General features: G+C 73.9%; 15 protein-coding genes. 6 read left to right on the plus strand and 9 right to left on the minus strand.

Translation table 11 applies throughout. The features are described from left to right. Positions 1–77 precede the first annotated feature (77 nt). Positions 78–548 carry a hypothetical protein gene (locus TPA0908_RS02720; RefSeq protein ID WP_281934292.1) on the plus strand — a complete coding sequence of 157 codons (471 nt, stop codon included), beginning with the start codon at positions 78–80 and terminating at the stop codon, positions 546–548. 30 nt (positions 549–578) lie between these two features. Continuing rightward, on the plus strand, positions 579–2,069 hold the full coding sequence (locus TPA0908_RS02725) for a serine/threonine-protein kinase (RefSeq protein ID WP_281934294.1): 1,491 nt from the start codon (positions 579–581) through the stop codon (positions 2,067–2,069). A 15-nt stretch (positions 2,070–2,084) separates the two neighbouring features. Here the strand turns inward: TPA0908_RS02725 and TPA0908_RS02730 are convergent, their stop codons facing one another. Continuing rightward, the gene (locus TPA0908_RS02730; protein ID WP_281934296.1) at positions 2,085–2,549 is read right to left on the minus strand and encodes a hypothetical protein; all 465 of its coding nucleotides are present in this window, start codon (positions 2,547–2,549) and stop codon (positions 2,085–2,087) included. A gap of 236 nt (positions 2,550–2,785) precedes the next feature. On the opposite strand from TPA0908_RS02730, the gene TPA0908_RS02735 reads away from it, so the two are divergent. From TPA0908_RS02735 to TPA0908_RS02745, 3 genes are all read left to right on the plus strand, one after another. Then, positions 2,786–4,567 (plus strand): alpha/beta hydrolase, encoded by a 1,782-nt coding sequence (locus TPA0908_RS02735; RefSeq protein ID WP_281934298.1) that lies wholly within the window; start codon positions 2,786–2,788, stop codon positions 4,565–4,567. 124 nt (positions 4,568–4,691) lie between these two features. Further along, the gene (locus TPA0908_RS02740) at positions 4,692–5,630 is read left to right on the plus strand and encodes a transporter substrate-binding domain-containing protein (protein ID WP_281934300.1); all 939 of its coding nucleotides are present in this window, start codon (positions 4,692–4,694) and stop codon (positions 5,628–5,630) included. Next, a complete protein-coding gene (locus TPA0908_RS02745; RefSeq protein WP_281934302.1) occupies positions 5,627–6,757 on the plus strand; it encodes a hypothetical protein in 1,131 nt (376 codons plus the stop codon). Before TPA0908_RS02740 ends, TPA0908_RS02745 begins: the two co-directional genes overlap by 4 nt. Positions 6,758–6,846: 89 nt before the next feature. Here TPA0908_RS02745 and TPA0908_RS02750 read toward each other — a convergent pair whose 3' ends face one another. The 8 genes from TPA0908_RS02750 to TPA0908_RS02785 all read right to left on the minus strand — a co-directional run bounded on the left by TPA0908_RS02750 (position 6,847) and on the right by TPA0908_RS02785 (position 16,755). Continuing rightward, the gene (locus tag TPA0908_RS02750; RefSeq protein ID WP_281934304.1) at positions 6,847–7,533 is read right to left on the minus strand and encodes a hypothetical protein; all 687 of its coding nucleotides are present in this window, start codon (positions 7,531–7,533) and stop codon (positions 6,847–6,849) included. A 102-nt stretch (positions 7,534–7,635) separates the two neighbouring features. Then, the gene (locus tag TPA0908_RS02755; RefSeq protein ID WP_281934306.1) at positions 7,636–8,799 is read right to left on the minus strand and encodes an acyl-CoA dehydrogenase family protein; all 1,164 of its coding nucleotides are present in this window, start codon (positions 8,797–8,799) and stop codon (positions 7,636–7,638) included. Next, positions 8,796–10,796, minus strand: a complete 2,001-nt coding sequence (locus TPA0908_RS02760) for an ATP-binding protein (protein WP_281934308.1) — start codon at positions 10,794–10,796, stop codon at positions 8,796–8,798. The genes TPA0908_RS02755 and TPA0908_RS02760 overlap by 4 nt, the downstream gene beginning before the upstream one ends. 70 nt (positions 10,797–10,866) lie before the next feature. Next, positions 10,867–12,468, minus strand: coding sequence for an acyl-CoA carboxylase subunit beta (locus TPA0908_RS02765; protein ID WP_281934309.1), 1,602 nt, complete (start codon positions 12,466–12,468; stop codon positions 10,867–10,869). Next, positions 12,465–13,655: an acyl-CoA dehydrogenase family protein gene (locus tag TPA0908_RS02770; protein ID WP_281934311.1), complete on the minus strand. Its 1,191-nt coding sequence runs from the start codon at positions 13,653–13,655 to the stop codon at positions 12,465–12,467. Before TPA0908_RS02770 ends, TPA0908_RS02765 begins: the two co-directional genes overlap by 4 nt. Next, entirely contained in the window at positions 13,652–15,331 is a 1,680-nt protein-coding gene (locus TPA0908_RS02775; RefSeq protein WP_281934313.1) for an acyclic terpene utilization AtuA family protein, read from the minus strand. Before TPA0908_RS02775 ends, TPA0908_RS02770 begins: the two co-directional genes overlap by 4 nt. Continuing rightward, on the minus strand, positions 15,328–16,116 hold the full coding sequence (locus TPA0908_RS02780) for a TIGR03084 family metal-binding protein (RefSeq protein WP_281934315.1): 789 nt from the start codon (positions 16,114–16,116) through the stop codon (positions 15,328–15,330). The genes TPA0908_RS02775 and TPA0908_RS02780 overlap by 4 nt, the downstream gene beginning before the upstream one ends. 24 nt (positions 16,117–16,140) lie before the next feature. Then, on the minus strand, positions 16,141–16,755 hold the full coding sequence (locus TPA0908_RS02785) for a TetR/AcrR family transcriptional regulator (RefSeq protein WP_107159578.1): 615 nt from the start codon (positions 16,753–16,755) through the stop codon (positions 16,141–16,143). 121 nt (positions 16,756–16,876) lie between these two features. On the opposite strand from TPA0908_RS02785, the gene TPA0908_RS02790 reads away from it, so the two are divergent. Further along, complete coding sequence (locus TPA0908_RS02790) at positions 16,877–18,913, plus strand: aminotransferase class I/II-fold pyridoxal phosphate-dependent enzyme (RefSeq protein WP_281934318.1); 2,037 nt, start codon at positions 16,877–16,879, stop codon at positions 18,911–18,913. Positions 18,914–18,938 lie beyond the last annotated feature (25 nt).

The raw sequence follows: 18,938 nt of genomic DNA on the forward strand, positions 1-18,938 counted from the left end.
GGATGTGTTCGTCGGTGGGGCCGGTTAGCGTGGGGCGGCCGGCGAGCGCCGTCGGGGGAGTTCGTGGGGGAGGGACGATGAGGCTGCCGCGCTCCGGCGCCGGCTGGACGATCGCGGTCTTCGGGCTCCTGGCGCTGCTGCTCGGCGCGTTGGGTCTGCTCTGGCCGGAGACGCAGCTGCGCCTGCTCGGCTTCGAGGTGCCGGCCGAGCGTGCCCCCGGTGACTACACCGGCACGTTCCTCACCGCGTCCTCGATGGCCTCGTTCAACATGGGGGTCTACTACCTGCTCGCGGTGGCCACCGAGTGGCGGCCGTTCTACCGCTTCACGGTCTGGTTCCGGCTGGTCACGTTCACCGTGTTCACCATCGCGGTGCTCTCCGACATCGCGCCGGACCGGTTCTTCGGGGTGGCCGCGTGGGAGGGGCTGGGCGCGCTCGCGACCGCCGCCGGCCTGTGGTGGGACGCCCGTCGGGGAGCCGCCGATCCGGCGGTCCCGACCCGGTCGGAAGACTCCGCGCCGGCACCCGCCTCCGACGCGGCGCGCTGACCGACCGGGACCGTTGGGTATTTTCGAGCCGTGACCGAGACCCCGCCCGGCGCCATGCGGCTGCCCATCGTGCCCGGTCTGACCGACCTGTCAGTGTTTGCCCGTGGTGGGTACGCCACCGTCTACCGGGCCACCCAGATCTCGGTGGGGCGCGAGGTGGCCGTCAAGGTCGAGAACCGGACACTGAACAGCGAGCGCGACCAGGCCCGCTTCCTGCGCGAGGCCCGCGCCGCCGGGCGGATGTCGTCGCACCCGCACGTGGTCGACCTCTTCGACGTCGGGGTCACCGTCGACCAGCACCCCTACCTCATCATGGAGCTGTGCGACGGCTCGTACGCGGAACGGATGCGCACCTCTCCGCTCGACGCGTCGGAGACCCGCGACCTCGGCGTGAAGATCGCCGACGCGCTGGCCCACTCGCACGCGGCCGGCGTGCTGCACCGCGACGTCAAGCCGGCCAACATCCTGCACTCCGAGTTCAACTCGGCGGTGCTCGCCGACTTCGGTCTGGCGGTGCTGGCCGAGGTGCGCGACGCCTCGGTGACGCTGGAGGTGCTCACCCCGGCGTACGCGCCGCCGGAGATGTTCAACCACAGCCCGCCCAGCCCGGCCGTCGACGTCTACGCGCTCTGCGCCACGCTCTACGCGGTGATGCACGGCCGGCCGCCGCGCTGGCAGTCCGAGCGCAACCCGAGCCTGGTCACCGTGCTGGAGATGTTCCAGCACCCGATCCCGGGTCTGCCCGGGGTGCCCGACGAGCTGATCGACGTGCTGCGCCTGGGCATGTCCAACGACCCGGGCGAGCGGCCGTCCGCCGTGGAGCTGCGCGGCCTGCTCGCCGCGCTCCCGCTCGACCCCGGCACCCCCGCACCCCCGTTCACCGGCGGCCGGTACGACCGCACCGGCGGCCCGTACGACCGAAGCGGCGGGCCGGGCCCGCGGCAGCCGGTCCGGGACGACCACCCGACCGTGCCGGCGCGGAGCCGGCGCTGGCCGAGGCGCTGGTTCCTCGGCGGAGCCGGGGTGCTGGCGTTGGCCGCCTCGGCCGCCGGCGGCGCCTGGCTGGCCGGCGGCACCCCGCCGGTGGTGTCGCCGACACCGGTGGCCAGCGGCGCGGCCGGCATGACGCCGCTGCCCGGCTGCGCGTCCGCCGACGTCCGCCTCCCGGCCGGTGCGCGCTGTGCGCCCGAGTTGGAGTGCTACGGCCCGGTGCGCCTGCGTCGGGAACGCGCCGAGGCGAGCCGGGTGCCGTGCGACGGCCAGCACACCTGGGAGACCTACGCCGCCGGTGACCTGCCGACCGGTCTGACCGGGGCCGGCCACGACGCGGTCGCCGCCGATCCGGCTGTCCGCAAGGTCTGCAACGCGGGCACGTTCCGGCTGGTCAGTGGCGTCAAGTCGGGGGCCGGGTGGAACCTGGAGGTGCTGCCGCCGGCCGAGAGCGAAGCCGACCGCACCTACCGCTGCCTGGCCGGGCAGGGCGTGAACGCGCTGGCCCGCCCCACGCTCACCGGCCGCTGATCCCGTTCACCGCGCTCACCGGTCGCTGATCCCGTTCACCGTCCGCTGCTGTCGCACCGACCTCGGGTCGAGCGCCTCCAGCGTGTCGGCGTCGAGCGCGCCGGCCGCGCGCAGCCCGCGGACCGCCCGGGGGTCGAGCGCCTCCAGCGTGTCCGCGTCGACCGGAGCGCCGCCCGGGGTGCGCAGGTTCCGCACCGCGCGCGGGTCGATCGCCTCCAGCGTGTCGGCGTCCACGCCGTACCCCGGGTCGGGGGCCGGCCAGCCCTCGGCCGACGGTGCGGCGACTCCGCCGCCGGGCGACTGCCGGGCGGCGGTGATCGTCACGCCGGCGATCATGCCGAGCACGACGCAGACCAGGGCCAGCACCACCGACAGGATGCCGGGCGGTCGCCACACCGCCAGCGTCACCAGCGCCGCCACCGTCGCCGCGGACGCGGCGACGGCCTTCACCCGCGCATCGGACCTCGGGAACGAACTCACCCGACAAGCATGGCTTAGCGCGTCGACCTGTCAACCGTCGACCCGGGACGGCTTCCCGTCACTACCGGCTCCACATCGGAGCGCGAAAAGCGTCGATCGATAAAAAATCGTTACATAACTCGGCATTTTGCGGCATCAGTCCGCTTTTGGGGGTCACTTCCGGTCGTGGGGGAATCCTAAAGTGACGGGGTCGAGGTGCTCCTCGGCGGATCTGTTCCCCACCGGAAGGCAGTCACATGCCCCGTGTAATCCGGCCCCTCGCCGCAACCGGGATCGCCGGGATCCTCCTCGCCGGATCGGCCGTCTCGCCCGCCGTGGCCGCGCCGACACCGCAACCGACGACGTACGACCGCACCAGCGCGGCCGAGGCACGTCGGGTGGACCGCGTACCGACGCCGAAGCTGGACTGGTACGCCTGCTACGACTACGCCGAGTGCACCACGGTCCGGCTCCCGCTGGACTACGACAACCCGAAGGGCGCCACCACCGAGGTCGCGCTGCTCCGGGTCAAGGCCCGCGACCAGCAGCACAAGGTCGGCAGCCTGTTCCTCAACCCGGGCGGCCCGGGCGGCTCCGGCACCAGCATCGCGCTCGCCGCGCCCTACTTCCTCGGCGACGACCTGCTCGACCGCTTCGACGTGGTCGGCGTCGACCCGCGCGGCATCGAGGCCAGCGACAACATCCGGTGCTTCCGCACCGTCAAGGAGCAGACCCGGGCGTACGCCGGGCTGAACGTCGCGTTCCCGTGGACGAAGGCGGAGGAGAAGGCGTACGTCGCCGCCTCGAAGGCGGTCGGCACGGCGTGCTCGACCACCGGTAAGCCGCTGACCGGCGCGGCGTCCACCGCCGAGGTGGCCCGCGACATGGACGTGCTGCGCCGGGCGGTCGGCGACCGGAAGCTCAGCTACCTGGGTTTCAGCTACGGCACCGCGCTGGGCCAGTACTACGCCAACATGTTCCCGGACCGGTTCCGCGCGCTCGTCGTCGACGGCGTGCTCAACCCGAACGCCTGGGTCGGCCAGGGCCCGGCCCGCAACCAGCTCCAGGAGACGCGGCTGCGCAGCGCCGACGGCGCGTACCGGGCGCTGCACGAGATCCTGGTGCGGTGCGGCAAGGTCGGCGCGGAGCAGTGCGCGCTGGCCGCCGGCGGTGACCCGGTCGCCGGGTACGACACGGTGGCGAAGCGGCTGCGCAAGAAGCCGGCCGTGATCGACGACCCGGAGTACGGCTCGTTCACCGTCAGCTACGCCGACTTCGTCGGCGCCACGCTCAACGCGCTCTACGACCCGTACGGCTGGCAGTCGGTCGTGGACATCACCGTGCAACTGCTGGCCGCGACCGACCCGGCCACCGGCAGGGCCGCCGCCACGACGGCCCGCAGGGCGCTCGCCGCCCGTGCCGCGCAGGCCCGGCAGCAGCGGGGGTACGACTTCCCCTACGACAACGGGCTGGAGACGTTCCTGACCGTCGACTGCACCGACGCGTACCACCCGAGGAACGCGGACGCCTGGCCGGCGCTGACGGCCAGGGAGGACCAGCGGGCACCGTACTTCGGGCGGGCCTGGGCCTGGGGCACCGCGCCCTGCGCCCGCGACACCTGGACGGTGCGCGACGAGGACGCGTACCCCGGCCCGTTCAACCGCACCACCGCCGCCCCGGTGCTCGTGGTCGGCAACTACTGGGACCCGGCGACCAGCTACCAGGGTGCGGTCAGCTCGGCCGCGCTGCTGCCGAACAGCCGGCTGTTGAGCAGCGACAGCTGGGGGCACACCGCGTACGGCACCTCGGCGTGCGTGACCGGGAAGATCGACGCGTACCTGCTCACCGGCAAGCCGCCGGCCAAGGGTGCGCGCTGCGTCGGTGACGCCCAGCCGTTCCAGGAGGACCCGCCGACCGGCCGGGTGGCCGCGTCCAAGAGCGAGCTGGCCCGCGCCGGCGCGCCCGGTCGGGGTGAGCCGAAGCGGCTGCCGCCGGTGAGCACGCCGCGGCCGGCGGTCGGCACGCTTACCGTCCGCTGACGGACCCCCGAGGTACGGCGGGCGATCGGGCGTCCGCCGTACCCCGGGCCGCAGGGCGCAGCGCATTGTGTGGTGGCCGCTACGCTGAGTTTCCCGTCGTCGTGTCCCGCGAACGAGGTGTCCGATGCCCGAGATCTCTCCCCGCCGGCTCCGTTCCCTCGCCACCACGTTGGCCGTGGCGCTGACACTCACCCTGGCCGCCGCCGCCGGCTGCGACAACCGCCGCGAACCCCCGCTGCCCTCGGTGCTCGACAAACTGCACGACTCGCACATCGACGGTCAAGCGAAGATCAAGATCGGGGTGTCGGAGACCGAGCCGCTGATGGGCGAGCTGCGCAACGGCGCGCACATCGGCTTCGACGTGGAGATCGCCCGCTACATCGCCGCGTTCCTCGGCTTCCAGGGTGAGCAGCGTATCCAGTGGGTGGCGCTGGCCACCGAGGACCGCATTCCCGCGCTCCAGGGCGGCACCGTCGACCTGATCGTGTCGAGCTTCTCGATGACCGAGGAGCGCCAGAAGCTGATCAGCTTCGCCGGGCCGTACTTCGTCACCACCCAGGAGGTGATGGTGCCGACGCGGCTGCGCGACCGGGTCCGCACCATCGAGGACCTACGCCGGCCGGGGCTGCGCGTCTGCACCAGCGGCGGTTCCACCACCGAGGCGGAACTGGAGAAACACCAGGTCCGGGCGTACGTGGTGAAGACCGTCGGCGACTGCGTACGGGGCATCCGGGAGAAGCGGTACGACGTGGTCAGCTCCGACGAGACGATCCTGGCCGGCTTCCTGTCCCAGTACCCCACCGAGTTCGAGATCGTCGACATGCCGTTCGGCACCAGCGAGCTGCTCGGCATCGGTGTGCCGATCGGCGACCCGGCGCTGCGTGACCTGGTCGCGTTCGCGCTCCAGAAGAGCTACCTGGAAGGGCGGGACGGGATCAGCAGCCCGTGGCTGACCGCGTACAACCGCACGCTCGGGCCGTGGCTCAAGGCGGACAAGTCCCAGCCGCAGCCGCTGAACGTGCCGAAGCTCGTCGACTTCGACGACAAGGCGCCCCGGCGATGACCGCCCCGCCGGACGCCGTCCCGGCGGGCACTGCCGATCCGGGGACGGGCACTGCCGATCCGGGGGCGGCCACTGCCGGTCCCGGGGCTGCCGCTGCCGGGGCCGCCGGCCCGGGTGCCGCCGCGTTGGGCCGGGCCGTGCCACCGCCGGCCGACCCGGCCGAGCGTCGCGCGCGGGCCACCCAGTCGTTCTGGACCGCGGTCGTCGGGGTGCCGGCCGTCTTCTCGGTGCTGCGGCTCGGCGTCGAGGCGGGCGGCGAGTTGCAGACCACGCTGCTGCTGGTCGCCAACGTCGGTACGGTCAACCTGCTGGCCGGCTTCCTCACCACCGCCGCCGCGCTGCTCTCCACCGCCCTGGTCGCGGTGTTCGCGCTCGGCGCGGTGCTGCGGGTCAGCGTGGACCGGATGCCGCCCGGAATCCGTCGGCCGCTCTTCGCCCGCTGGGTGGACAGCACGCCGGCCTGGTTCGCGGTGGCCAGCTTCCTGCTCGCGCTGGGCACCTGGCCGCTGCTCTACCTGCCGCTGCTGCTGCCGGCGTTCGTGGCCGCGTTCCAGCTCGGCCCGGAACGGCTGCACGAGCAGCGGGTGCCCCGGCTGCTGCTGCTCGCCGCCGGGTTCGCCGGATACCTCTGGCTGCTCGGGCCCACCCTGCTCGACGCCGGCGGGCAGGGGGAGGCGCTGGCGCTGGCGCTGCTTGTCGTACCCCCGGTGCTGGCGTTGTTCGTGACCGGTCCGCTGCCGGCGGCGGTGGTCCGGCCGCTCGCCTCGGTCACCGAGGCGGCGGTGCTGGCCATGCTGGTCTGGGCCGCGCTGCCGGTGATCAGCACGCCGGTGCTGCCGCTGACCGTCACCACCGTCGAGACGTCGCCCGGCGTCACCGAGGACGTCCGCGGTCACGTGGTCACCGTGGACGACGTCGACGTGGTGCTGCTCCAGGAACGTGGTGGCGTCCGCTACCTGCCGGTCGGCCAGGTACGCGCGCAGGTGCTCTGCCCGAGCGAGGACGAGCTGCCCCGGCGGCAGCTCCGGGTGCGTGACTTCCACGTGGAGGATTCACTACTGGAGGGGCTGGGTCGCCGGGTCCGCCCGGTCCACCGCATCGACGCCGCCTGCCGCACCGTCCGCTGACCGGCGCGGCTCGCAATCCGCACGCAGATCTTGGAAGATGAGGGCCCCTCCGAGGGCCGTTTGCTTCCAAGATCTGCCCCGAACCCGGGTCAGCGTGTCTTGCGGAGCAGGTCGGCCAGGTCGGCCGCCTCGACCAACTCGTCGCCGAGCGGGGTTCCCGCGTCGGCGACCGCCGCGGCCCACAACAGTTCGGCCGGGGTGTCGGAGGTCAGCCAGCGGTCCAGCGCGCGTCCCGCCCGTTCGTCGGGTGCCGACCATCCGACGATCTCCGCCAGGTGCCGAGTGACCGCCCCGCCCGGCAGCTCGGCGAAGGCCGCCAGGTACGGGCCGAGGTCCAGCTCCAGCGCGGCCACCGCGTCCAGGATGTCCTCCGCCGGGTGCTCGGACGGCCACGAGGTCAGCGTCGACCGCCACCAGGCGCGGAGGAAGTCCTTCACGGCGCTCCGCTCGACGGGCGTCCAGTCCGCCCAGTGCCCGGCGATCCGGCGGGCCAGCGTGTCCGGCCATGGCTGGTCGACCATCTCGCCGGCGGCGTACGCGGTCAGCAGCCGGGGCACCAGGTGCGGCAGCTCGCTCCCGTCACCCCAGGTGCCGGGGTTGGACAGGTAGCTGCCGAGTTGGTCCGGCGTCAACGCGCGCAGCGGCGTACGCCGGAAGCGGTCGACGTCGGCCGGGTCCACGCAGTGTTCGCACGCCGCCATGTCGCCCGGCATCGGGTGCCGGGCGAACACGGCGTACAGCCGTTCACCCGCCCGCTCCACCTCGCCCGTTCCCACCCCGCCAGTCTCGCCGACAGCTCGGGTGGAACGCCACGGCTGTCACACGGGGCCGGAGACAGCTACAGCGTTCCACCCACCGCAGGGTGGAGACACCCACGGTCAGTAGGACTTGTCCTGGGACAGGACGTGTTGGGCGACGAAGTTGAGGATCATCTCGCGGCTGACCGGGGCGATCCGGCCGGCGCGTACGGCGCCGAGCAGCGTCGCCACGCCGTACTCGGTGGTCATGCCGGCCCCGCCGAGCGCCTGGACGGCGGTGTCCACGGCGAGCGCGGCGGCCTCACCGGCCGCGTACTTGGCCATGTTGCCGGAGACGCCGGCCTCCAGGTCGCGGCCGGCGTCATAGAGGCTGGCCGCCTTGTAGATCATGAGCCGGGCCAGCTCCACCTGGACGGCGGCGTGCGCGAGCGGGTGCGAGACGCCCTGGTGCGAGCCGATCGAGCGTCCGCCCCAGACCTTGCGGGTGGCGGTGTAGTCGGACGCCTTCTCGACGGCGTAGCGGCCGGTGCCGGCGCCCATCGCGGCGACCGTGATCCGTTCCGGGTTCAGCCCGGCGAACAACGCCGGCAGGCCGGCGTCCAGCGACTCACCGACGAGCGCGTCGGCGGGCAGCCGGACGTCGTCCAGGAAGAGCTGGAACTGGTTCTCCGGGGAGAGGATCTCCATGTCCAGCTTGGACTTCTCCAGGCCGGGCGCGTCGGTCGGCACGATGAACAACGCCGGCTTGAGCTTTCCGGAGGAGGCATCCTCGGTCCTGGCCACCACCAGCACGTGGTCGGCCTCGTCGACCCCGGAGATGTAGACCTTGCGGCCGGTGAGCAGCCAGTCGTCGCCGTCGCGGCGGGCCACCGTGCCGAGGCGGTGGAAGTTCGAGCCGGCGTCCGGCTCGGTGATCGCGAAGACGATCTTCTGGGAGCCGTCGGCGAGGCCGGGCAGGTGCTTCTTGCGCTGCTCCTCCGTGCCGTGCTTGTTGATCACGGTGGCGGCGATGGCAGGGGAGACCACGAGCAGCAGCAGCGGGCAGCCCGCCGCGGCCAGTTCCTCGCAGACCAGCGCCAGTTCGGTGATGCCGCCGCCCCCGCCGCCGTACTCGGTGGGGATGTTGACGCCGAGGTAGCCGAGCCGTCCGGCCTCGTGCCACAGCTCGGTGGTGTGTTCTCCCGACTTGGCCCTGGCCACGAAGTAGGGGTGGCCGTACCGGCGGCCCAGCGCGCGTACCGCGTCGCGGAGCTGGTCCTGTTCGGGGGTGAGGTCGAAGTTCACTGCGGGTCCTCCTCGGGGTCGACCACGGCCAGCACGGCACCCGTCTCCACCTGGCCGCCGGGCGCGACCGGCAGCTCCGCCACCACGCCGTCGGCCGGGGCGAGCACGGGGTGTTCGAGCTTCATCGCTTCCAGCGTCAGCAGCAGGTCACCGGCGGCGACCCGCTGGCCGACCTCGACGTGCACCCGGGTCACCGCGCCGGGCAGCGGCGCGAGCAGCGACCCGGCCGCCAGCTCCGCGGTGGGCCGGGGCAGCCGCGGCAGTTCGGTGAGGCTCGCCGCCCCGTCCGGGCCGTCCACGAACACCGACGACCCCACCCGGTGTACGCGGAAAGCCCGCCGCACGCCGTCCACGTCGAGCACCACGCGGTCCGGGTCGGCCGACACCAGCTCGACCACGGGCAGCTCGCTGTCAAGCGGGGCGCGTTCCTCTACCGAATCCGTTAGGAGGGGGCCCTTCCTTGTCCACTCGGCGAGTGCGCCGGTGCGGGTGAGGCGGTAGTGGATCTCGATGTCGGTGAAGCGGGTGACCTGCGGATGAGCCGGCACGTTGCGCCAGCCCGACGGGAGCCCGGCCAGCACCGGTGCGGCGGCCCGGCGCGCGGCGGCCCCGGACAGCGCGGCGGCGAGCGCCACCACCGGGAGCTGGTCGGCCGGCAGCAGCGGCGCGAAGACCTCGGGGTGCCGGTCCAGGAAACCGGTGTCCACGTCGGCGGCGGCGAACTCGGGACTGCGCAGCACCCGGACCAGCAGGTCCCGGTTGGTGGCCACGCCGTGCAGCTCGGCCCGGGCCAGCGCGCCGGCCAGGGCACGGGCCGCCTCGGTGCGGGTGGGCGCCCAGGCGACCAGCTTGGCCAGCATCGAGTCGTAGTGCACGCTCACCGTCGAGCCGTCCACCACGCCGGAGTCCAGGCGCAGTGCCCGGGTGGGCCCGAACTCGGCGTCGACGCCGGGGATCGCGAACCGGTGCAGCGTGCCGGTGGCCGGGCGGAACCCCTCGGCCGGTTCCTCCGCGCAGAGCCGTACCTCGATGGCGTGGCCCTGCGGGGCAGGTGTGGCCGGGACCGGCAGCGGCTCGCCGTCGGCGACCAGCAGTTGCAGCCGGACCAGGTCCAGGCCGGTGGTCAGCTCGGTGACCGGGTGCTCGACCTGGAGCCGGGTGTTCATCTCCAGGAAGTGCACCTGCCCGTCCGGCGCCAGCAGGAACTCCACGGTGCCCGCGCCGACGTAGTCGACCGCCCGGCCGGCCGCCACCGCCGCGGAGTGCAGCCGCTCGCGCACCTCGTCGGGCAGCACCCCGGGCGCCTCCTCGACGATCTTCTGGTGCCGGCGCTGGATCGAACAGTCGCGTACCCCGAGCGCCACGATCGTGCCGTGGGTGTCGCCGAAGATCTGCACCTCGACGTGCCGGCCACGCTCGACGTACCGCTCGATGAAGACCGTGCCGTCGCCGAACGCCGCCGCCGCCTCGCGGCGCGCGCCCGCGACGGCCTCGGCGAGCCCGGCCGCGTCGCGGACTATCCGCATGCCCCGGCCGCCGCCGCCGGCACTTGCCTTGACCAGCACCGGGAACGCGGTGACCTGGTCGGGGTCGGTCCAGGTGGGCAGCATCGGCACGCCCGCGTCGGCGAGCAGCGCCTTGGCCGCCATCTTGTCGCCCATCGCGGCGATCGCCTTGGCGGACGGGCCGACCCAGGTCAGGCCCGCGTCGGTCACCGCCGCCGCGAACTCCGCGTTCTCGGCGAGGAAGCCGTAGCCGGGGTGGACCGCGTCCGCGCCGGAGCGCCGGGCCGCGTCCAGGACGAGGTCGATCCGCAGGTACGTCTCGGCCGGCGTGTTCCCTGGCAGCCGGACCGCGTGGTCGGCCTCGGCGACGAACGGCGCGTCGGCGTCCGCGTCGGAGTGCACGGCGACCGTGGCCACGCCGAGCGCCCGGCAGGTGGCGAAGACCCGGCGGGCGATCTCCCCCCGGTTGGCCACCAGAAGTCGAGTGATCATTTGCGCTGAGCCTGCCTTTCGTTCGCGACTGCGGGACTCCGCTTCGCTGCGTTCCTCGCGCTCACGGCCCTCACATCCGGAAGACGCCGAAGCCGTCGGCGCCCTTCACCGGTCCGTTGTGGATCGCCGACAGGCAGAGCCCGAGGACGGTACGGGTGTCCCGGGGATCGATCACCCCGTCGTCGTAGAGCCGGCCGGAGAGGAACAGCGCGCCGGACTGCGACTCGATCTGCTGCTCGACCATCATCCGCATGGCGGTGTCGGAGTCCTCGTCGTAGTCGCGCCCCCGGGCCGCGGCGGCCTGCCGGGCCACGATCGACAGCACGCCGGCCAACTGCGCCGGGCCCATCACCGCCGACTTCGCGTTCGGCCAGGTGAACAGGAACCTCGGCTCGTACGCCCGGCCGCACATGCCGTAGTTGCCGGCGCCGTAGGAGGCGCCCAGGTTGACCGTCAGGTGCGGCACCGTCGAGTTCGACACCGCGTTGATCATCAGCGCGCCGTGCTTGATGATGCCGCGCTGTTCGTACTCGGTGCCGACCATGTAGCCGGTGGTGTTCTGGAGGAAGACCAGCGGCGTGTCGGCCGCGTTGGCGAGCTGGATGAACTGGGCCGCCTTCTGCGCCTCCTCGCCGAACAGCACGCCCCGGGCGTTGGCCAGCACGCCGACCGGCCAGCCGTGCAGCTCGCCCCAGCCGGTCACCAGTGCCGTGCCGTAGCCGGGCTTGAACTCGTCGAACGCGCTGTCGTCGAGCACCCGGGCGAGCACCTCGCGCGGGTCGAACGGCACCTTCAGGTCGGCGCTGGCGATGCCGAGCAACTCCTCCGGGTCGTACCGGGGTGGCAGCGGGGACAAGGTGCGCGGCGGCGGGCCGCCCTTGCGCCAGTTGAGCCGGCGGACGCACTGCCGGGCCAGCCGGATGCCGTCCCGCTCGTCCTCGGCGAGGAAGTCGGCCAGGCCGGACGTGGTGGCGTGCATGGTCGCACCGCCCAGCGACTCGTCGTCGGTGACCTCGCCGGTGGCCATCTTCACCAGCGGCGGCCCGGCCAGGTAGACCTGCGACCGGCCCCGGATCATGATGGTGAAGTCCGACATGCCGGGCACGTACGCGCCGCCGGCGGTGGCGTTGCCGAAGACCACGCTGACCGTGGGGATCTTCGCCGCGGAGAGCCGCGTCAGGTCACGGAACACCCGCCCGCCGGGAATGAAGATCTCCGCCTGGGAGGGCAGGTCCGCGCCGGCCGACTCGACCAGGTTCACCATCGGCAGCCGGTTGGCCAGCGCGATCTCACCCGCCCGGCGCGTCTTCGCCAACGACCACGGGTTGATCGCGCCGCCGCGTACCGTCGGGTCGTTCGCCACGATCAGGCACTCCACGCCCTCGACCACGCCGATCCCGGTCACGGTGCTGGCGCCGACCGGGAAGTCCGTGCCGTACGCGGCCACCGGCGACAGTTCCAGGAACGGACTGTCCGGGTCGAGCAGCAGCTCGATGCGTTCCCGGGGGAGCAGCTTGCCGCGCTTGTGGTGCCGGGTCACGTACTTCTCGCCGCCGCCGGCCCGCGCCTGGTCCAGCGCGGTCTCCAACTCGGCGAGGCGCTCCAGCAGCGCCTCCCGGTTGGCCGCGAAGGCGGGTGCGGAGGTGTCGATCGCAGTCTGGAGAACGGTCACAGGCCCATGCCCTTCGCGATGATCTCGTTCATGATCTCGGTGGTGCCGCCGCCGATGCCGAGGATGCGGGCGTCCCGGTAGTGCCGCTCCACCTCCGCGTCGCGCAGGTAGCCGAAGCCGCCGTGCAGTTGCAGCGCGGCGTCCACCACGTGGTCGCAGGCGGCCACCGCCACGTTCTTCGCCATCGCCACCTCGGTCACCACCGGCTGCCCGCCGACTGCTCCAGGTCGCGGCGCGGCGCCAGACGCGCCGAGCTGGAGTGGTCGAGCCACCCGCTCGGCCACCTCGTGCACGTACGCGCGGGCCGCCTCGGCGCGGGTGTGCATCTCGGCCAGCCGGTGCCGGACGAGCTGCCGGCTCGCGAGCGGACGACCGAACGTGGAACGGTCCCGGCACCACCGCACCGCCAGGTCCACGCAGCGCTGCGCGGTCGCGTACGCCTGGGTGGCCAGCGACAGCCGCTCGGCGGCGAACTGCTGCATGACGGCCAGGAAGGCGGTGTCCTCCGGGCCGACCCGGTTCACCATCGGCACCCGGACGTCGACGAAGGACAGCTCGGCGGTGTCCGAGCAGTGCCAACCCAGCTTCTCCAGCCGCCGGCCCACGGTGAACCCGGGCGTGCCCTTGTCGATCACCAGCAGGCTGAGTGAGCCGGAGCCGGGAAAGTCGGTGCAGACCGCGGTGGTCACGAAGTCCGCCCGGACGCCGCTGGTGATGTACGTCTTCGCGCCGTTCACCACGTAGTGGTCGCCGTCGCGGACCGCGCAGGTGCGGATGGCGGCCACGTCCGAGCCGCCGTCCGGTTCGGTGATCGCCAACGCGCCGATCATCGTCCCGCCCAGCGTGGGCCGGACGTACGTGTCGATCAGGTGCTCGTCCTGCGCCGCGATGATGTGCGGGAGCGCGATGCCGTGCGTGAACAACGCGGCGATCAGCCCGGACGAGCCGCCGGAGCGGATGATCTCCTCGGTGACCACGATCGAGTCGAGCAGGTCGCCGCCGCTGCCACCGACCGACTCCGGGAAGCCGATGCCGAGCAGCCCGACCCGCGCGGCGGTCTCGTGCAGGGAGCGGGGCACCTCACCGGACCGCTCCCAGTCGGCCAGGTGCGGCAGCACCTCCCGGGTGACGAACGCACGGGTCAGCTCGCGAAGTTGGCGACGCTCCGGGGTGTCCACGATGGTCATGCCGGCACCTCCGCGGGCAGGTCGACCACCCGGGCCCGGAGCAGCTCGCCGAGCGCCTTGGCCTGGGGGTCGAACCGGGTGGAGGCGGCCACGCCCGGCCCGAGCAGCCCGCGGATCACGAAGTTGACCGCGCGCAGGTTCGGCAGCTCGTACCGCTCCACGCTCAGCGCGGCGGTCTCCGGCAGCAGCTCGGCCAGCCGCGCCACGGTCAGCCAGCCGCGCAGCCAGGCCCAGGTGGCGTCCGTGCGGGCCCAGACGCCGAGGTTGGCGTCCCCACCCTTGTCCCCCGACCGCGCCCCCACCAGCTCCCCCAGCGCCCCCCGCCGGGTGGCGGGTAAGGAGGGGCCCCCCGTTAACGCCTGGTGCATAACAGGGGGCCCGGGCAAACCACCCACCACGGAGGGCGGAGGGATTTGCACGCGCTCGCCGGAGGGGAGCACCGCCACGTGCGGCACCGCGTCCTGGGGCACGGTGTCCGAGGTGAACACGCCGTACGGCGTGGCGTCGCCGGGCAACGTGGTCAGCGTGCAGCCCGGGTAGGAGGCCAGTGCCAGCTCCACCGCCGCCGCCGAGAACGCCCGCCCGGCCCGCGCCTTGTCGACGTCGCGCAGGTGTACGTGCAGCAGCGCGCTCGCCGCCTCGGTGTCGGCCGCGTCCGGGTGGTCGGTGCGGGCCAGCGTGAACTCCAGCCCGTCCGGGCCCACCGCATCCGTCACCTGACCCCGGACCAGGGCCGCCTTGGCCGGGATGTCCAGCCCGCACAGCACGAACGTCATCGAGTTGCGGAAGCCGCCCAGGTTGTTGACGCCCACCTTGAGCGTGTCCGGCGGGGGCGTGCCGCGTACGCCGGAGACGCGTACCCGGTCCGGTCCCGCCTGCTCCAGCCGGACCGTGTCCAGCCGGGTCACCACGTCCGGCCCGAGGTAGTCCGGCCCGCCCACCTCGTACAGCAGTTGCGCGGTGACCGTCTCGACGGTGACCGCGCCGCCGGTGCCGGGGTGCTTGGTGAGCACCGACGTGCCGTCCGGGTGCAGCTCGGCGATCGGGAAGCCGGGGCGCCGGCCGCCGTCCGGCAACTCGGTGAAGAAGCTGAAGTTGCCGCCGGTGACCTGCGCCCCGCACTCGATCAGGTGCCCGGCCACGGTCGCCCCGGCCAGCGCGTCGAGGTCGTCCCGGGTCCAGCCGAACCGGGCGATCGCCGGGCCGACCGCCAGCGACGCGTCGGTGACCCGCCCGGTCACCACCACGTCCGCGCCCGCGTCGAGGCAGGCCGCGATCCCGAACGCGCCCAGGTACGCGTTCGCGGTCAGCGCGTCCGGCCGCTGGAGCGCGTCGCCCTCGACGTACCCGACCCGCACGTCGAGGCCGAGTCGTGCGGCGAGCGACCGGATCGCGTCGGCCAGCCCGGCCGGGTTGAGGCCGCCGGCGTTGGTGACCAGCGTGACCCCGCGCTCCGACGCGGTGCCGAGCACGCCCTCCGCCTGTCGCAGGAACGTCTTCGCGTAGCCCAGCGACGCGTCGCGCATCCGGTCGCGTCCGAGGATCAGCATGGTCAGCTCGGCCAGGTAGTCGCCGGTCAGCACGTCCAGCTCGCCGCCGTCGAGCATCTCCCGCCAGGCGGCGAACCGGTCACCGTAGAAGCCGGACGCGTTGCCGACGCGCAGCACCCCGCTCATGGCCGGGCCTCCGCCGCCCGGCCGGCGCCCGGCGGGCCGGCGAACGCCTGGGCCACGTCCAGCCACTCGTCGGCGACCGGCCCGGTCGCGACCAGGGACAGGTCGGCGCGGTGCCGGCGCTGCGTGACCAGCAGGCAGAAGTCGAGCGCCGGCCCGGTCGCCCGGTCGGTCGCCGCGGCAGGCCCGAAGGCCCAGACCTCGTCGCCCGCCGGTGCGGTGAGTTCGACCCGGACCGGGTCCGTCGGCACCGGGCGGCCGTGCGCGGCGAAGCTGTGCCCGAGGGTACGGAAGCCGAGGTGCGCGACGTGCCGCAGCCGGGCGGTCGGGGCGCGGGTGACACCGAGCGCGTCGGCGACGTCCTCGCCGTGGGCCCAGGTCTCCATGAGCCGGGCGGTGGCCATCGAGGCGGGCGACATCCGGGTGCCGTACCAGGGCAGCTTCTCGCCGGCCGGGGTGGCGGCCAGGGCCGTCGCGAGCGCGGTACGGCCGTCCCGCCAGCGGGCCAGCAGCGCGGCCGGCGGGGCGAGGAAGGACTCGGCCCCGTCGTCGACCAGCCGGGCCGGGTCGGGCGCGGACAGCACCGAGGCGTAGAACGCGTCGGGGTCGGTGGCGGCGAGCCCGGCCACGTGGTCGGTCCAGGCCAGGTGGGCGATCTGGTGGGCGACGGTCCAGCCGGCGGCCGGGGTGTGCCGGGCCCAGTCCTCCGGTGGCAGCCCGCTGACGAGCGCGTCGAGCTGGTCGGACTCGGCGGTGAGATCCGCGAGCAGTGCGGTCGCGTCGACCATGGTGCCTCCGGGCGGGTGGGCCGGTCAGGGGGCGTCGGGGGTGAGCAGGGTGGCGAGTTGGCGCTTCCACATCCGCAGCAGGGCGGTGCGGCGGGGTGAGTCGTCGCTGAGCAGGTTGGCCACGCCCAGCCCGCGGAGCAGGTCGAGGGTGGCCTGCACGGCCTCGCGGATGCCGGGCCGGCGTTCGTCCACGCCGAGCAGCTCGACGGTGAGCCGGTGCATCTCCCGGCCCACCGTGGCCTCCAGCGGCACCAGCGCGTCGCGTAGCTCGGCGTCGGTGCGGGCGGCGACCCAGAGTTCGAGGGCGGCGACGAAGAGCGGCCCGGTGAAGGCGGCGCCGAGCAGGTCGATCACCCGGTCCAGCCGTCGCGGGCCGGCCGGCAGCGCGTCCGCCTCGGTGCGCAGCTCCACCGCCCGGCGCTCGGCGAGATGGGCGACGGCCGCGGTGACCAGGGCGGCCTTGGTGGGGTAGTGGTGCAGCTGGGCGCCCCGGGAGACGCCGGCCCGGGCGGCCACCACCGTGGTCGTGGTGCCGGACCAGCCGTGTTCGACCAGGCACTCGACGGTCGCCTCCAGCAGCCGGGCCTGGGTGGCGCGGCTGCGTTCCTGCTGCGGGACGCGGGTCGGTGCGGTGGGCACGGGGACAGCCTCCCGCCCGGGAAACAAACAGTCAAGCCTGACTTTTTCTGCCGCCGCTATCCGACACCCCTCGCACGGTCCGTTCCGCGATACTGTGCTCGGTTCACGGGGAGGCACGACGATGGATGAATTCGTGCTGGTCGGCGGCTCCGGTTTCCTGGGCGCCGCGACCGCCGAGGCACTGCTGGCCGCCGGCGCGCGGGTGACCGTCGTGGACCGGCATCCGCCGGCCGGCACGAACACCGGCGCGCCCGACTGGATCCGCGTCGACCTGCTGGTCGACGACCCACCCGAGCTGCCGCCCGGCCTCGTCTTGGTGCTGCTCGGCGCCAGCGAGCCGCGCCCCCGCCGGCCCTGGACGCTGCCGCTCGACAACGCGATCAGCACCGCCCGGCTGCTGCCCCGGCTGGCCGGACGCCAGGTGGTGCTCACCTCCTCCGTCGAGGTGTACGGCGCCGCGGCCGGTCCGCTGACCGAGGAGACCGCACCCGACCTGCCGTGGTCCGTCGAGGAACTCGACGGCTGGTGCGCCGCCGCCCGCGAACTGGCCCGGACGCCCTGCCCGCCCTGGCGGGCCGCCCCGCTGGCCCGGGCCATGGCCGACGCCGACCCGACCGGCCGGTGGACGTACGCGATGGCGAAGCTGGCCCAGGAACGGCTCGTCGCCGGCGCGGTCGACCCCGACCGGCTGACCGTGCTCCGGCTCGCGAACGCCTTCGGCGCGGGACAGCACCGGGTCGCCACCCGGCTGGTCCGCCGGGCCCGCCAGGGGCTGCCGCTGCCGGTCACCGCGGACGCCGTACGCAGCTTCCTGCCCGCCGACGCCCTCGCCCGGATGCTGCTCGACGGGATCGGCCCCGGCGTCTGGAACGTCGGCGGGGAGCCGGTGTCCCTGGTCGACCTCGCCACCTGGATCCGTGACCTGTGCGGGTCGTCGGCGCCGCTGCTGACCACACCCCGGCGTACGCCGGACAGCTCCGGCCTGGTGGCCACCGACAAGCTGACCGCCGCCGGTCACCGCGTGCCGCCGCTCCGTCCGCGCCTGGCGGAACTGGTCGACGCGGTGGACGCCGACCGGGCACCCGTGTTCCGGCCGCCGTTGCCGGTCGTCGTGCCGCCGCCGCCCGCCCACCCCGACCTGGTGGCCGACCGCCAGCAGGCGGCGCTCGCCAGCGGCGAGGTCAAGCACGGCAATCGGTGGACGCGGGAGCTGACCGAACGACTGGGCAAGGAGCTGGAACTCGACGACGACCACCGGGTGCTGGTCACCGCGTCCGGCACCGCCGCGCTACGGATCATGGTGGCCGCCACCGTCGGCCCGGCCCGCCCCGGCGACGTGGCGGTGCTGCCGTCGTACACGTTCCCCGCGACGGCGGAGATCCTGGTCCAGCTCGGGTACGCGCTGCGCTTCGTCGACGTGGACGCCGCGACCTGGACGCTCGACCCGGCGGCCGTCGCCGGCGCCGTCGCGCGGGGCGGCGTACGCGTGGTGCTCGCCGTGGACACCTTCGGCAACCCGTGCGACTACCCGGCCCTGCGGGCGGTCTGCGACCCCGCCGGCGTGGCGCTGCTGGCCGACTCCGCCGCCGCTCTCGGCAGCCTGCACCGGGGCCGCCCGGTGGCACAGCAGGCGCTGGCCCACTCGTACTCGATGAGCTTCGCCAAGGTGGTCTCCGCCGGTGGGGCCGGCGGCGCCCTGGTGCTGCCCGCCGACGCCGCCGAGGCGGTGCTCGCCGCGCCGGCCGGCTGGACCCGCTCCGAGCTGATGAACGAGCTGCACGCCGTCGTCGCGGTCGACCAGCTCGCGGAGCTGGACACGCTGGTCCGCCGGCGGGCCGAGGTGGCCGAGGTGTACGCCGCCGCCGCCCGCACCCTGCCGGTGGAGTTCCAGCAGGTCCGCCCGGGAGACCGGCACTGCTGGGTGCACTGGGTGGCCCGGATCGCCGACCGGGACCGGGTGGCGGACGCGCTGGCCGCGCTCGGCGTGCAGACCAAACCCTACTTCGCGGCGATCCACCGCGGCCCGCTCGGCGGCGGCGAACGGCTGCCGGTGACCGACCGGCTGGACGCCGAGGCGCTCGCGCTGCCGATGTCGTCGGAACTCACCGTGGAGCAGGCGGAACGGGTGGTCGCCGCGCTGCGCCGCTGCCTGGGCTGAACCTCGCCGGCACCGGGTGGCGGGC

This window comes from Micromonospora sp. AKA38 (genome assembly GCF_027925725.1).
GTDB lineage: Bacteria > Actinomycetota > Actinomycetes > Mycobacteriales > Micromonosporaceae > Micromonospora.